This is a genomic window from Primorskyibacter marinus (genome assembly GCF_003313245.1).
In the GTDB taxonomy this organism is placed as follows: Bacteria; Pseudomonadota; Alphaproteobacteria; order Rhodobacterales; family Rhodobacteraceae; genus Primorskyibacter; species Primorskyibacter marinus.
Window position 1 is genome coordinate 25,363 of record NZ_QJSD01000006.1, and the last position, 14,881, is coordinate 40,243.

The window sequence follows — 14,881 nt, forward strand, 5'->3', positions numbered from 1 at the left end:
TCATGCGGCGGGCGCGGCAGATTTCGCTTCTGCGCTGGACATGCGCAGAACAACCGTGCCTTTGCGATGGCGCGTTTCGACGGCTCTGTGTGCCTCGGCAAAATCAGTCATGGGATAGACGGTATCGACGACGGCGCGCAGATCGCCCGCCGACAGCCAACCCGCCAGCAGTTGCATGTCTTCACGACGATCGCCGCTAACGCCGATCCGGATGCGCCGTCCTCCGTGAAACCTCGCCCAAAGCGCCTGCCACATCTCTGCCATGCCAAAGTTCAGCGGGATGAACTGGCCTTTGGGCTTCAACGCGCCACGAATACCCATGAAATCTGTCGCGCCTACAGTGTCGAACACGACATCGTAGCGATTGGCCACATCGGTGAAATCCTCGGCGCGGTAATCAATCATTTCATCGGCACCGAGGTTACGCAGCAAGAGATGGTTTGCTGCACTGGCGACACCGGTCACGCGCGCGCCCATCCGTTTGGCAATCTGCACTGCATAACTGCCCACACCGCCCGAAGCACCGACAATCAGCACGGACTGGCCCGGCGTGATCCTGGCAAAATCGCGCAGGAATACCAACGCTGACAAAGCACCGAACGGAGTGGCTGCGGCCTCTTCATCGGTGACGGTGTCAGGCGTGTGGACGACCGCCCCATCCTGCGCAATGGTCAGATATTCTGCGTGCGCGCCCTTGCCGGACACCCCGAAAACCCGGTCGCCCGGCGCGAACCCGTCAACGTTTTGCCCGGCTCCGACCACCTTTCCAGCGAAAACGCCGCCAAGGATCTTGTTGCGCGGACGAAACAGCCCGAACATCAAGCGGCCCGGCACCGCCAGGACTCCCGGAAATTCAGCAGCACGCATCCGCCAATCGGCCGTGGTGACGCTGCTGGCTGTCACCCTGACCAGCAACTCGTTCGCGCGCGGCACAGGTTGTGGCACCTCTTCCATCTTCAGAACCTCTGGCGGCCCGTAATGATCTTGGACAATTGCTTTCATAATATTCACCTAAGGTTAATCATCGCTTGGGTATGTAGCTAGCTGTACGAAAGAACCGCGTAAATTGACCAGAAAAGCAGGGATGCTATGCATGATTGCATGGATTGGCGGAATGTAAACTTCGACTGGAATCGCGCGCGCGCTTTTCTTGTCACAGCCGAAGAAGGCTCTTTATCGGCAGCCGCGCGTGCGCTTGGCGTCGCGCAGCCCACCCTTGGCCGTCAGGTGACTGCGCTTGAGGAAGAACTGGGCGTTACTCTGTTCGAACGCGTGCCGCGCGGGCTGGAACTGACAACTGCCGGGCTTGACCTTGTGGAACATGTCCGGGCCATGGGCAATGCCGCAAGCCGCGTGTCGCTGGCCGCAACCGGCCAGTCCCTGACGGTAGAGGGTCAGATCACCATCACAGCGTCCGAAATTTACTCTGCCTATCTGTTGCCGCCAATCCTTGCTCGGTTGCGCGACATGGCACCGGGGGTCGAGGTTGAGGTCGTGGCAAGCAACACGGTCCGGGATCTCAGGCGGCGCGAGGCGGACATCGCCATTCGCAACACCCGCCCGACGCAGCCTGACCTGATCGGCAAACTGGTGGCAGAGGATCGCGCGGCGCTTTATGCCACCCCCGGCTATCTGAAAAGCCTTGGCCATCCGCAAAGCCCCGAAGACCTTAAAGATGCCGATTTCATCGGGCTGGAGAATCTCGACCAGCTGATTGAGGGCCTGAATGCGCAAGGTTTCGATCTGGCGCGCCGCAACTTTCCGATACAAACCGAAAACCATCTCGTGCATTGGCAAATGGCGCGGCACGGGCTGGGCATTGGCATCGGCCCCTGTCATCTGGGCGATCGCGACCCCGGCCTTGCCCGCGTCTTGCCAGAGGCAGAACCGATCCGTTTTCCGATCTGGCTTGTCGCGCACCGCGAATTGCAAACCAGCCGCCGCGTACGCTTGGTCTATGATTTGCTGACCGCAGAACTGCCCGCACTTTTGGGTGAATGAACCTCCCGCCGCGACGTGCCGTCATGCAGATGCGCCAACACCGCAGCACCGGCCCAACGATGCCCACCGGTTTGGCACAATGCTCGCCACGCCCATTCATTCGCTTCACGAACGGTAGGATGCATCGGCAGGATTGCTTCCAACGCCCAATGTCCAAGTATCGAAACCGCTGCCGGGTTTGCGAGTGTATTGTCACAGGCGCAGCGGCACCCTGGTCCTGCCTGACCAGGGTGCCCGAGGTTTTTCTGGAAACCGGTAAAACCGAGATATCCTGCGGCGCGCAGCATGCGCGCCTCCGTCAAATCAAACCCGATCAGACCGCCAGGCAGACATATTTCATCTCAAGGTAGTCCTCGATACCGTGATGGCTGCCCTCGCGACCCAAACCGGACTGCTTGACCCCGCCGAACGGTGCCAGCTCGGTCGAGATGATGCCCGTGTTCACGCCGACAATGCCATATTCCAGCGCTTCGGCCACCTTGTAGACCCGGCTTAGATCCTTGGCGTAGAAATACGACGCCAGCCCGAAGATCGTATCATTGGCCATGGCGATCACCTCGTCTTCATCGGTAAACCGGAAAAGGGGTGCCAGCGGTCCAAACGTCTCTTCGGTGGCAAACGCCATCTCGCGCGTTGCCCCCGTCACGATGGTCGGGCCAAAGAAGTTGCCCTTCATCCCATCTGCCTCACCGCCCAGGATGACCTCGGCACCCTTGGCCTTGGCGTCTGCAATATGTTCCTGAACCTTGTCGAGCGCACCTGCATTGATCAGCGGCCCCAGATCGGTGCCCTCTTCCAGCCCGTCGCCCACCTTCATCGCGGCGACCCGCATGCGCAGTTTTTCGGCAAAGGCGTCATAGACCCCGTCCTGCACATAGATCCGGTTGGCACAGACACAGGTCTGTCCATTGTTGCGGAACTTGCACATGATCGCGCCTTCGACGGCGGCGTCCAGATCGGCATCGTCAAACACGATGAATGGCGCATTGCCGCCCAGCTCCATCGAGCATTTCATGACCTGATCGGCAGCCTGCTTCAGCAGGATGCGCCCCACTTCGGTCGATCCGGTGAACGTCAGCTTGCGGATGCCGGGATTTTCGCAGAATTCCTTGCCGATTTCCGAAGAACTGGACGACGTCACGACAGAGAATACCCCGGCCGGGATGCCCGCACGTTCCGCAAGCACAGCCATGGCGATGGCCGACAGCGGGGTTTCCTTCGCAGGGCGCGCAACAAAGGCGCATCCCGCGGCCAGTGCTGGCCCAGCCTTGCGCGTGATCATCGCGTTGGGAAAGTTCCATGGCGTGATCGATGCGGCCACCCCGATCGGCTGCTTGATCACCATCAGCCGCTTGTCGCGCTGGTGACCAGGGATCATCTCGCCGTAAATACGCTTGGCCTCTTCGCCGAAAAACTCGATGAAGGCAGCACCATAGGCAATCTCGCCCTTGGCCTCGGCCAGTGGCTTTCCCTGCTCGGCGGTCAGGATGGTGCCCAGATCGTGCTGATGCTTCATCATCAGATCGAACCATTTGCGCATCACCGCGGCACGCTCTTTACCAGTCCACTGCGCCCAGGCGTTCTGCGCGGTTTCGGCTTGCGCGATCGCATCGGCCACCTGCGCGCGGCTGAGGTCGGAAACCTGTGCGATCACATCGCCTCGGGCAGGATTGGTAACGTCAAAGGTTCCGTTGTCGCCCTCGATCCATTCCCCGCCGACATATCCGCGCGTTTCCAGCAGGCCGGGATCCTTCAGCAAGGACTTGAGGTTTGTGGTTTGGTCCGGCATGTCGCGCTCCTCTCGAAATGTTATGGAAGTTCCAGATCATCTGCTAGGCTTCTTGTCCAGCACTGCCTTTCGGAGAACGATATGGATCTTAATGACGCCTTTGCCAATGCCGCCTACATCCCGCAGGCAGATGACTACCCACCCCGCTGGGCAGAAAAAGCCGAGGCGTTTCGCGAGCAAATGACCCAAAAACATCGCGCCCGGCTGGGCGTGGCTTATGGGAACGGACCACGGCAAGAAATGGACATCTTCCTGCCCAAGGCCGCCCCCAAGGGCCTCGTGGTGTTCGTTCATGGCGGCTACTGGCTGCGCTTTGACCGGTTCAGTTGGTCGCATCTGGCGGCGGGGTCGTGTGCGCAGGGCTGGGCCGTGGCGATGCCCTCGTACGATCTGTGCCCGCAGGTTCATATCAGAGACATCACCGGACAGATCGCCCATGCCGTGACGCTTGCAGCCCGTGAAATCTCGGGTCCGATCCGACTGGTAGGGCATTCCGCCGGCGGACAACAGGTTTGCCGGATGGGGGCCGCAGACGTATTGCCCGATACCGTCGCCAGGCGGATTGCCCGGATCATGCCAATCTCTCCGGTGGCTGATCTCAGACCTTTGCGGCACACCCGCATGAACGAGACACTCGCGCTGGACGACGCCGAGGCAGAACTGGAAAGCCCGTTATTGGCCGCAGCCCCGAACATGCCCGTATCTGTCTGGGTCGGTGCAGATGAACGCCCGGTTTTTGTCGAACAGGCAACCGCGCTTGCCGCTGCTTGGCAGGCCGATTTGACTGTCGAACCGGACCGACATCATTTCGATGTGATCGACGCGCTGGAAGACCCCGAAAGCCCGATGATACGCGCTTTGCTTGGGGATTGAGAAATTGCTTGCCAGAAGCCGCCTCGCGGCCTTATCAGGTGGCAGGCATGGCGATGGCGTCGCCAGCGTGAGATATGCACGCGCCCCCTTGATTTTCTGTCCTGAACGCCGGGACCTTTCTTTGCTGCCCACGCGGTAAGGATGGGTGTCCCGTCCGACCGCTCGGACAGCATATTGTCGGAGGGTCACCCCATGGAACGTCCAGAATTTTCCCGCTTTCACAATGGCGACAAGGCAGCACTGCCCTTTGCGCCTGCCGAATATGACGCCCGCCTTGCCGGTCTGCGCGAAATCATGTCGCGCGACGGCATCGATGCCTGCGTCTTCACCTCGATGCACAACATCGCCTACTATTCGGGCTTTTTGTATTGCAGCTTTGGCCGCCCCTACGGCCTGGTCGTCACGGCGTCCGAAAGCGTGACAATCAGCGCCGGCATCGATGCAGGCCAGCCCTGGCGCCGTTGCCACGGCGACAACATCACCTATACCGACTGGAAGCGCGACAATTACTGGCGCGCGATCCTGTCCGTGACCGGGCCGGGCCAAGTGATCGGCTATGAGGCCGACCATATCAACATGGCGCAATTCGCGTCGCTTGGCGAATTTCTGGCACCATCCAAAACCGTGAACATCGCCCCTGCAACCATGCGCCAGCGCATGCATAAATCCGTCGCTGAAATCGCCCTGATCCGCGAAGGGGCGCGCGTGGCGGATGTGGGCGGCTATGCGATCCGCGATGCGGTACGCGAAGGCACCCGCGAGATTGACGTGGCCATGGCCGGACGCGACGCGATGGAGGCCGAAATCGCGCGGGCCTTCCCGGATGCCGAATATCGCGACACCTGGGTCTGGTTCCAGTCCGGGCTGAACACCGATGGCGCGCACAACCCCGTCACCGCCCGCAAGCTGGGGCGTGGCGACATCCTGTCGCTGAACACCTTCCCGATGATCTCTGGCTACTACACGGCGCTGGAACGGACCATGTTCGTGGGCGAAGCGGATGCCGAAAGCCTGCGTATATGGGAGGCAAACGTCGCAGCGCATGAATACGGCATGAGCCTGCTGAAACCCGGTGCCACCTGCGCCGAGGTCACGCATGCGATCAACGATTTCTTTGCAGAACGTGACCTGCTGCAATATCGCAGCTTCGGTTATGGCCACTCTTTCGGCGTCCTGTCGCATTACTACGGGCGCGAAGCGGGGCTGGAACTGCGCGAAGACATCGATACCGTGCTCGAACCCGGCATGGTCATCAGCATGGAACCGATGCTGACCATCCCTGAGGGCCAACCCGGTGCCGGCGGCTACCGCGAACATGACATCCTGATCATCAAGGAAGAAGGCAACGAGAACATTACCGGCTATCCCTACGGCCCCGGCTTCAACATCGTTGGCTGATCACAGAGGCACGGTGCTGTATCCAAAACGATGAGGCCCAGGATACGGCACCTGATCGCAACCCCTGAATACATCGAATATGGCCGCGCGTTTCACTGCGTGGCATTTTCCAATTTTGGGTGGCGATCATCTGCGCGTCAAACGGCTGCGCTGCTTTCATATCGACTTATGTATTTCAGCGCCTTCACACGACCACTCAACATGCTAGATGAGGAGTTGAACGCAAAGACCGCCCGGTTTTGCCAACACACATACCTTCTTGATCAACCCCGGCGGTCAGGTACTGACTGACTGACGCCTTCGGCGGTGGATAAGAAAGGTAAGAAAAGGAGCGCGCCATGAGTCTCGCATCTGGCCGGATGGAACTGCGCGAGGCGGATATCCGCAAGCACTACCCTGCCGCAACAGCGATGCTCCAGAAGATTGACCACACGCCCCGGATTGCCAAAGGGACGGAAACCCCGGTGCAGGAACGCGCGGCGATGCTTGGCACACGACGACGGTTCCGCACAAGCGCATCGGGATTGGCGATGCGTTCCGGCACCCGCGCCGAAGACGTATACCTGCTGTCGCGGATCGAGGCCGTGAATAAAGACGATCCGATCATCTCGCCCTTGCAGGCGACGGTGATGAACGGCCTGCGCCGCGCATTGGCGATTGCACTGGCAATCGGAGACGCGTTTTCCGACACATCCGATCTGGGCGATCTGAAACGCGCCAATCTGCAAGGTTCCCTGCCCGCTGCTCGCAAGTCCGACTTCACCGAACTGTTGCAGGCAGAAGCGCTTGTCGTGGGGCACGTCTTTGCCAATGCGCTCGCTTTCCTGCTTGGCCCACACGAAACCGATGTTTCGGCAAAGCTTGGCGAGGTTGAAGAAATCCTGACCGATAATGCTCGGATGATTTTGCACGGGGCATTATGGGAAATGGATCGGAACATCGCCACCCATGCCGATGACGATGCGCAGCTGGTGGCAACCGTTGCAGGTTTTGCCGAACAATTGATGACAAATCTGGAACTGCGGGCGCAGACCTCTACCCGCATTGCCGCCTTCGCAAGCGCCTCTTGGTGGGTAGAGGCCGACGGTTTCATCATTTGTGGCCTCACGAAACGACCAAAGCCAAACCGGTGAGCGGAATGACTTCGTGCCTGCGCGCGCGGAAACGGAAGGTGTGATATGGGTTGCTTTTCGAGGCTCTGCCAGGAGGTAGAACATGATGGGGTTGGTGCGGCTTATCGGGATCGGGTTTATCGTCCTGTCGGTGATCTATATCTGTCTGTCCTTCTATTCCCGATCCATCCGGCGCAAGAAGCTTGAGCAGGAATGGAACGATGCAGCCATGACCGGCGACAAGGACAGATTTGTCGAACAGGGGCTGAAAAGCTACGATAGCTCGCTCAGGCGGAAACTGATACTTGGGGTCTATGTCATTCCTGTGGTCATCATCGGTACGATCCTCTATGTCGTGAACCACTGAAGGGAGTGCCGGGCATGGTCTATGTAAAGTGGGTTTTCTGGGGTACGTTCTGGCTGCTGATCGCGGCCTTCTTTCACTATACGCTGCCGCAGCATGACATTGTCCGCATCGTGAACACCTACGAAGAACGGCAGGATCTGGGCGACTGGACCCGTATTTTCTGGTCCGTTCCAGATGACCAGACGGAATCTCTGGTCAATCGCGACGTGCAGTTCATTCAGGCCGTGCGTCCCAACGGCAAGGCCGTGGTTTATCGCAACGAGGATACCAGCTGGCGCTGGCCGCCCTATTTCAAATTCGACACCGCGAACCTGTATACCGAGGCGAACGATTCCAAATCGACACGCGACACCCCGCGCTGGGTATCGGTCACGCATTACGGCTGGCGCAACGAATATTGGTCGATCTTTCCCAACGCCGTCGCCATCAAAGACGTCGAGGGGCCGGATGCGACGATCATCCCGTGGGTCAACATCGTCATTCTGGTGATCTTCTTCGCCCTTGTCTGGGCCATCTGGGTGCGATGGCGGCGGTTCCGCCGGGCGCGGATTGATCCGGTCCTGGAAGATATGGGCGACAGTCTTGAGGCAGCGGGCGACCGCATGGCCGCACGCCGTGGCAGGTTCCGCCGCTGGCTGGACGGTTGGAAGAAGAAGTAGTGCTGCGCCCCGTGACCGCTGTCTGAAATCTCAGAAGCCGCGGGCGGCACTGGCTTTGCCGCCCCATGAGAGGCCGCGCAAGGCGGCGCTGCCTGACGCTTATGGCCCGCCGTCCGGGGATTAAGCTTGACACCATTGGCAGGCGAGTATCTCAGGTGATGACATTCGGCGCGTCACGACCTGTTCGGCTGGCGATGCCCGCCAGTTCCTCGGCAGCGGCAATCATCGGGGCCAGTGCCTTTTGCGGGTCGATACCGTGCTTGTCCGTGTCAGGCTCGTATTTCTCAAGATAAAGCCGGATCGTCGCGCCTTCGGTGCCGGTACCTGACAGACGCAGCACGATACGAGAGCCATCCTCCATCACGATCCGCACCCCCTGCTTCGTCGAGACCGAGCCATCTACGGGATCGGTATAGGCAAAGTCATCTGCCGCAGCGATGGTCATGCCCTGTATTTCGCGTCCGGGCAGATCCGCAAGCTGGCCGCGCAGATCGTCCATCAGCGTATTGGCAAGCTCGCTGTCGATCGCCTCGTAATCATGGCGGGAATAGTAGTTTCGGCCGTATTCCGACCAATGCGCGTTTAGGATGTCAGCGACGCTTTCGCCACGGGCCGCCAGCACGTTCAGCCATAACAGCACGGCCCAAAGCCCGTCTTTCTCGCGCACATGATCGGACCCGGTGCCAAAGCTCTCCTCGCCGCAGATCGTGGCCTTGCCCGCGTCCAGCAGGTTGCCGAAAAATTTCCAGCCGGTCGGCGTCTCGAAACTGCCAATGCCCAGCTTTTCCGCGACCCGATCAGAGGCGGCAGAGGTCGGCATCGACCGGGCGACCCCCGCAATCCCCTTGGCATAACCGGGTGCCAGATGCGCGTTGGCGGCCAGCACGGCAAGGCTGTCTGACGGGCTGACATAAATGTTGCGGCCCACGACCATATTGCGGTCGCCATCGCCATCCGAGGCCGCGCCGAAATCCGGACCGTCTGCGCTGAACATCTCGTCCATCAGCGCCTTGGCCCAGAACGGGTTCGGGTCCGGATGATGCCCGCCGAAATCCGGCAGCGGCGTCCCGTTCACGACGGTGCCTTCGGGCGCGCCCAGCGCACCTTCCAGCAAGGCTTTGGCGTAGGGGCCCGTGACGGCATGCATCGCGTCGAACCGCATGCGGAAGCCACTTTCGAACATCGCGCGAATGGCCGTGAAATCGAACAGGGTTGCCATCAGGTCCGCATAATCGGCGACCGGATCGACAACGCTGACGGTCATCTCGCCGAGGGTCTGGTCGCCCAATGTGCCAAGGTCCACATCCGCAGCATCAAGGATACGGTATTCCGTCAATTCCTTACTGCGCGCATGGATCGCCTCTGTCACCTGTTCGGGCGCGGGGCCGCCATTGGGCGTGTTGAATTTCACGCCGAAATCCTCATCCTCGCCGCCGGGATTGTGGCTGGCCGACAGGATGATACCGCCATCGGTCTTGTTCAGCCGGATCAGATGGGACGCGGCGGGCGTGGACAGGATCGCATCCTGCCCCACGATCACCCGCGCCGCGCCATTTGCCGCCGCCATCTTCAGAATGGTCTGGCTGGCCTCAAGGTTGAAAAACCGCCCGTCGCCACCCAGCACAAACACCTTGCCATCGACGCCACCGATACCGTCAAAGATCGACTGCACGAACGCTTCCAGATAATCCGGTGCCATGAAAGCACGGGTTTTCTTGCGCAGCCCGCTTGTGCCAGGTTTCTGGTCCTGAAACGGCGTGATCTGACAGGTCTTGATCGGCATGGGCTTTGTCCTCGTATGAGCTTCGGTGCCACCGTAATTTGCGGGCGCTGAATGGGCAAATAGCTGAACCGATGATCCGGCGATCTCGGTCTCATGTCCGACGACCTTGCGCGCGGTCATGTCCGGTGCAGACGTGTCGAGCACATGCCACCAGCCGAATCCGTCGGTCTCTGGCAATGTCAGGCGGGTGGCATCCGCCCCGTTGAAAACCAGGTAGACCGCCGTGTCGTGATGCCTTTCGTCAGGCGACCGCGCACTGACGCGGATTTCAGCACACAGCGTCCGCCATGCGGGGTCGGACCAATCCTCGGCTTCGGGGTGTTTACCATCTGCGCGGTGCCAGCCGATATCCAGCTTTTGGTCGCTGTCACGCTCACGGCTGTGCAGAAACCGGGTCTGACGCAGAACCGGATAGATCCGGCGCAGCTCTGTCAGGCGCTGCACGAACCTTGTCATCGCAGTGTCGCCCTCGGCCCAGTTCAACCAACTGATTTCGTTATCCTGCGCATAGGCATTGTTGTTGCCACCTTTGCTATGGCCGATCTCATCGCCGGCAAGGATCATCGGCGTGCCCTGACTAAACATCATCGTCGCCAGGAAATTGCGCCGCCGCAGCGCACGGGCCGCATTGATACCGGGGTCGCCTGTCGGGCCCTCGACACCGAAATTGTCCGACACGTTATGGTCATGTCCGTCAGCGTTGCCTTCCCCATTGGCGTGGTTGTGCTTCTGGATATAGCTGACCAGATCCGCCAGCGTGTACCCGTCATGCGACGTGACAAAATTGACAGAGCTGGTGGCCGCCCGTCCGGAATGATCGAATTCTTCGGCAGACCCCAGCACGCGTTTGGCCAGTTCCGAGGTCTGCAACAGGTCACCGCGCCAAAAGCGCCGCACCCCGTCGCGAAACCGGTCGTTGAGCTCCAGAAACGGATGCGAGAACGCGCCCAGCTGGTAACCGCCCAGCCCGATATCCCAAGGCTCTTGCACCAGCTTCGTGTTGCGCAGCACCGGATCCTGCCGGATTGCCTGAAAAAGCGGCGCATCGCGGTCGAAATGTCCCGATCCAAGCCGACCAAGCACCGTGCCCAGATCAAAGCGAAAGCCGTCCACGCCCATCACCTGCACCCAGTAGCGCAGGCTATCCAGAACCATCTGCATCACCATCGGATGCGCGGTGTTCAGTGTGTTGCCGGTGCCGGTGTCGTTGACGTAATAGCGCAGATCGTCGGTCAGCCGGTAATAGGAGCGGTTATCGAGACCACGGAACGACAGGGTCGGCCCCATCTCGTTGCCCTCGGCGGTGTGGTTGTAGACCACATCCATCAACACCTCGATGCCCGCCGCGTGAAAGCGGCGCACCATGGCCTGAAATTCCCAGATCCGTCCTTGCGTAAGGTATCGCTGCGAGGGCGCGAAAAATCCAAGCGTCTGATAGCCCCAATAGTTCTTGAGACCCTTTTCGACCAAAAAGCGGTCGTCGACGAAAACCTGCGACGGCATGATCTGGATCGTCGTCACACCCAGCTTTTGCAAATGCTCGATAATCGGGTCCGACGCCAACCCGATGAACTTGCCGCGATGCGCGGGGTCCACCTTCGGGTGCATCGCGGTCATGCCTTTGACATGCGCCTCATAGTGTACGGCCTCGCCCCTTGGGATATGCGGGCGATCGTCGGGCGCGTCGCTCACCGGGCCGGTGACGATGCATTTCGGCATCGCGAAGGCGCTGTCGCGGCTGTCATAGCTGAGATCCGCCTTGGGAGAGCCGCCGCGATAACCCAAAACCGCATCCGACCAGCGCAGATTGCCCCAAAATCGCCGCGCATAGGGGTCCATCAGCAGTTTGTTGGGGTTGAACCGGTGCCCGGCATGCGGCTCGTAGGGGCCGTGCGCGCGCAGTCCGTATTTGGTGCCGGGCAGCAACCCGCCGACATGCAAATGCCAGACATCGCCGGTGCGGTGACGGAATGGCAGGCGGAACTGCTCTTTGCGGCCATCTTCGGAAAAGATGCACAATTCCAGCTTTTGGGCATGGGCAGAGAACACCGCGAAGTTGACGCCATTGCCGTCAAACGTAGCGCCCATCGGATCGGGCCGGCCTTCGGTCAATATGTGATATTTCATGTGGTGAGACGTGGCCCGAGCCATTGCGACGCTCAGCCGAGCAGGTCTTGATAAAGCGCCGCATAACGCGCCGAGCTGTTTTCCCAGCCCACCGGTTGCCGCATGGCGTTGCGCATCATCTGCTGCCAAAGTTTGCGATCTGCGAAGAGCGTACACAGCCTGCGCATGCTGTGCGAGAATGCCGTGGCGTCGGTCGGGTGGAACGCCAACCCGGTGGCAACGCCTGCGTCCAGCGCCGCATCATTGGCGTGGATCACCGTATCCGCCAGCCCGCCGGTCGCCGCGACCACCGGCAAAGTTCCAAACCGCAAGCCGTAAAGCTGGGTCAGTCCGCAAGGCTCGAACCGCGAGGGGATCAGGACCGCATCACCACCTGCAAACATCAACTGCGACAGATCCTCGTCATAGCCGATATGGACGCCGATCTTGCCCGGATACTCTTTGGCCAGCCCGGTATACGCCGCTTCCAGCGCCGCATCGCCACTGCCAAGCAAAGCCAGGGTGCCGCCATGCGCAATGAATTCTGGCAAAAGCCCCGGCAGCAGGTCCAACCCTTTCTGCCCGGTCAGGCGGCTGACAACAATCGCCAGCGGCCCGTCTGTTTCGGCCAGTTCGAACCGGTCGCGCAGGGCGGCAGTTGCCACGGCTTTCTTGGTCAACGTCTTGGCCGAATAGGGATGCGCGCAGGCTTCGGGGTTCCAGACCTCCAGATCAATGCCGTTCAGGATACCGTGCAGATCAACCGCGCGCGTAGCGATCAGGCCTTCCAGACCCATGCCGAACTCTGGCCGCATCAGCTCTGCCGCGTAGGTCGGGCTGACGGTGGTGATCGCATCTGCATGCACCAATCCGGCCTTGAGCGTGCTGATCTGACCGTAATATTCCAGATCGTCCGCGTTGAACGCCGTGAAGGGCAGCCGCAAAGAGGCCAGCCTGTCTGCGGGGGCCAGACCCTGAAACGCGATGTTGTGGATCGTCATCATCGTCTTGACGCGCTTGTCGCCAATGAAACGCAAGTAGGCAGGCGTAAGTCCTGCCTGCCAGTCATGCGCATGCAGGATGTCGGGCACCCAACCATCGGACACCCCGTTCTGTGCGATCCGGGCCGCCGCCCAGGACAGTGCCGCAAACCGTTCGGGATTGTCCGGCCAGTCATGGCCTTCCGGCGTCAGATACGGCCCGCCCTTGCGGTCAAACAGATGGGCCGCCTCAAGCAGAAGAAACTCTACCCCGTCAACTTTTCCGCCCAGCACCCGTGCAGGACCGCCGAACAACGCCTCATCCTGCCAAAGTTCTACCGGATCCTTCAGCCGCGCGGCCAGACCCGGATAGGCGGGCATCAGCACGCGCATGCGGTGGCCCAGCGGCACCATCGCCTTGGGCAGGGCCCCGGCGACATCTGCCAGCCCCCCGGTCTTGATCAAGGGCACGCATTCGGACGTGACCGACAGGATGTTCAAGGCCATTCGTACCTCTTTCAACAGGCGATCAGCACAATTTGGCCGCGCGCTGGTCCATCATCGACTTGGTGACCAGAACGACGCCCCCTTCGGAGACGCGGAACCATTTGGCGTCTTCTTCCGGATCCTCGCCAATGACAAGTCCCGCCGGAATTTCCACGCCCCGATCCAGCACCACATTTGTCAGCCGCGCGTTGCGGTGAACCTGCGTATAGGGCAGCGCCACAACCTTTTCGAGCGCAGAATAGGAATGCGTCCGCACACCGGTAAACAGCAGCGAATTGCGCACCTCGGACCCCGATACGATACATCCGCCCGAAATCAAAGACGACAAGGCAACGCCGCGTCTGTCCGCCTCGTCATGGATGAATTTGGCGGGTGGCGTAATCTCGGAATAGGTCCAGATCGGCCAGGAATTGTCGTAGATGTCCAGCTTTGGTGTGAAATCCGTCAGGTCGATATTGGCCGACCAGAACGCATCAATCGTGCCTACGTCGCGCCAGTAAGGCTCTTCCTCCAGGCCCGATGTGATGCAACTGTCGCTGAACAGGTGCGCCATCGCCTTGCCGTTCTTGACGATGTCGGGGATCAGGTCGTGGCCGAAGTCATGGCTGGAATTGCTGTCCTCGGAATCGCGGATCAAGAGATCCCGCAGAAAATCCCAGTTGAAGACGTAGATCCCCATCGACGCTAGTGAATTTGCATCGTCCCCCGGAATCGTTGGCGGATCTTCGGGCTTTTCCAAAAAGCTGGTGATGCGCCTGTCGTTGTCGATACCCATGACGCCAAAGGCCGTCGCTTCGGCCTTGGGCACTGTCAGACACCCCACGGTGACATCGGCACCGGTTTCGACGTGCTGACGCAGCATCACCTCGTAATCCATCTTGTAGATGTGATCGCCCGCCAGAATAATCACATATTTGACACCGTAGCTGTCAACGATGTCGATGTTCTGAGTTACGGCATCGACCGTGCCCAGATACCATTTGTTTTCGGCCACCCGTTGCGATGCGGGCAGGACATCAAGATATTCGTTCCGCTCGGCGCGAAAAAAGCTCCATCCGCGTTGCATGTGCCGGATCAGGCTGTGGGCCTTGTACTGCGTGGCAATCGCCATTTTGCGGATGCCGGAGTTCAAGGCGTTCGAGAGGGCGAAGTCGATGATCCGGGACTTGCCGCCAAAATAGACGGCCGGTTTGGCACGGGTGTCGGTCAGTTCTTTCAGGCGGCTTCCGCGCCCCCCGGCCAGGACAAAGGCCATGGCTTGCGAAGACAGTCGGCCGGATTGTGATGGTAGCATGTGTATCCTCCC

At 60.2% G+C, this 14,881-nt stretch carries 11 protein-coding genes and 1 pseudogene; 6 read left to right on the forward strand and 6 right to left on the reverse strand.

Annotation, left to right across the window (positions count from 1 at the left end):
• The gene (locus DMZ65_RS10005) at positions 1–1,002 is read right to left on the reverse strand and encodes an NAD(P)-dependent alcohol dehydrogenase (protein ID WP_116598772.1); all 1,002 of its coding nucleotides are present in this window, start codon (positions 1,000–1,002) and stop codon (positions 1–3) included.
• A 99-nt stretch (positions 1,003–1,101) separates the two neighbouring features.
• On the opposite strand from DMZ65_RS10005, the gene DMZ65_RS10010 reads away from it, so the two are divergent.
• Positions 1,102–2,001 (forward strand): LysR family transcriptional regulator, encoded by a 900-nt coding sequence (locus DMZ65_RS10010; RefSeq protein WP_198662657.1) that lies wholly within the window; start codon positions 1,102–1,104, stop codon positions 1,999–2,001.
• A gap of 313 nt (positions 2,002–2,314) precedes the next feature.
• Here DMZ65_RS10010 and DMZ65_RS10015 read toward each other — a convergent pair whose 3' ends face one another.
• Complete coding sequence (locus tag DMZ65_RS10015) at positions 2,315–3,790, reverse strand: NAD-dependent succinate-semialdehyde dehydrogenase (protein ID WP_116598774.1); 1,476 nt, start codon at positions 3,788–3,790, stop codon at positions 2,315–2,317.
• Between the two features lie 81 nt (positions 3,791–3,871).
• On the opposite strand from DMZ65_RS10015, the gene DMZ65_RS10020 reads away from it, so the two are divergent.
• The 5 genes from DMZ65_RS10020 (at position 3,872) to DMZ65_RS10040 (ending at position 8,199) form a co-directional block, all read left to right on the forward strand.
• Entirely contained in the window at positions 3,872–4,663 is a 792-nt protein-coding gene (locus DMZ65_RS10020) for a hormone-sensitive lipase (protein ID WP_116598775.1), read from the forward strand.
• Positions 4,664–4,855: 192 nt separating this feature from the next.
• Positions 4,856–6,061, forward strand: a complete 1,206-nt coding sequence (locus DMZ65_RS10025; RefSeq protein ID WP_116598877.1) for an aminopeptidase P family protein — start codon at positions 4,856–4,858, stop codon at positions 6,059–6,061.
• 338 nt (positions 6,062–6,399) lie between these two features.
• Positions 6,400–7,194 (forward strand): hypothetical protein, encoded by a 795-nt coding sequence (locus DMZ65_RS10030; protein ID WP_157960594.1) that lies wholly within the window; start codon positions 6,400–6,402, stop codon positions 7,192–7,194.
• Between the two features lie 82 nt (positions 7,195–7,276).
• Entirely contained in the window at positions 7,277–7,540 is a 264-nt protein-coding gene (locus tag DMZ65_RS10035; RefSeq protein ID WP_116598777.1) for a hypothetical protein, read from the forward strand.
• Between the two features lie 14 nt (positions 7,541–7,554).
• Complete coding sequence (locus tag DMZ65_RS10040; RefSeq protein WP_116598778.1) at positions 7,555–8,199, forward strand: DUF1523 family protein; 645 nt, start codon at positions 7,555–7,557, stop codon at positions 8,197–8,199.
• A gap of 151 nt (positions 8,200–8,350) precedes the next feature.
• Here DMZ65_RS10040 and DMZ65_RS10045 read toward each other — a convergent pair whose 3' ends face one another.
• From DMZ65_RS10045 to glgC, 4 genes and pseudogenes are all read right to left on the reverse strand, one after another.
• Positions 8,351–9,982 carry an alpha-D-glucose phosphate-specific phosphoglucomutase gene (locus tag DMZ65_RS10045; protein ID WP_116598878.1) on the reverse strand — a complete coding sequence of 544 codons (1,632 nt, stop codon included), beginning with the start codon at positions 9,980–9,982 and terminating at the stop codon, positions 8,351–8,353.
• A 66-nt stretch (positions 9,983–10,048) separates the two neighbouring features.
• Positions 10,049–12,109: pseudogene (glgX, locus tag DMZ65_RS10050) on the reverse strand (glycogen debranching protein GlgX); the annotation flags it as partial.
• Between the two features lie 32 nt (positions 12,110–12,141).
• Positions 12,142–13,569 carry a glycogen synthase GlgA gene (glgA, locus tag DMZ65_RS10055; protein WP_198662666.1) on the reverse strand — a complete coding sequence of 476 codons (1,428 nt, stop codon included), beginning with the start codon at positions 13,567–13,569 and terminating at the stop codon, positions 12,142–12,144.
• 28 nt (positions 13,570–13,597) lie between these two features.
• On the reverse strand, positions 13,598–14,869 hold the full coding sequence (gene glgC / locus DMZ65_RS10060; RefSeq protein ID WP_116598780.1) for a glucose-1-phosphate adenylyltransferase: 1,272 nt from the start codon (positions 14,867–14,869) through the stop codon (positions 13,598–13,600).
• Between the last annotated feature and the right edge of the window lie 12 nt (positions 14,870–14,881).

Coding starts and splice junctions, on each gene's coding strand:
- DMZ65_RS10005 (WP_116598772.1), bottom strand. CDS start 1,002: ATGAAAGCAATTGTCCAAGATCATTACGGGCCGCCAGAGGTTCTGAAG.
- DMZ65_RS10010 (WP_198662657.1), top strand. CDS start 1,102: ATGGATTGGCGGAATGTAAACTTCGACTGGAATCGCGCGCGCGCTTTT.
- DMZ65_RS10015 (WP_116598774.1), bottom strand. CDS start 3,790: ATGCCGGACCAAACCACAAACCTCAAGTCCTTGCTGAAGGATCCCGGC.
- DMZ65_RS10020 (WP_116598775.1), top strand. CDS start 3,872: ATGGATCTTAATGACGCCTTTGCCAATGCCGCCTACATCCCGCAGGCA.
- DMZ65_RS10025 (WP_116598877.1), top strand. CDS start 4,856: ATGGAACGTCCAGAATTTTCCCGCTTTCACAATGGCGACAAGGCAGCA.
- DMZ65_RS10030 (WP_157960594.1), top strand. CDS start 6,400: ATGAGTCTCGCATCTGGCCGGATGGAACTGCGCGAGGCGGATATCCGC.
- DMZ65_RS10035 (WP_116598777.1), top strand. CDS start 7,277: ATGATGGGGTTGGTGCGGCTTATCGGGATCGGGTTTATCGTCCTGTCG.
- DMZ65_RS10040 (WP_116598778.1), top strand. CDS start 7,555: ATGGTCTATGTAAAGTGGGTTTTCTGGGGTACGTTCTGGCTGCTGATC.
- DMZ65_RS10045 (WP_116598878.1), bottom strand. CDS start 9,982: ATGCCGATCAAGACCTGTCAGATCACGCCGTTTCAGGACCAGAAACCT.
- glgC (WP_116598780.1), bottom strand. CDS start 14,869: ATGCTACCATCACAATCCGGCCGACTGTCTTCGCAAGCCATGGCCTTT.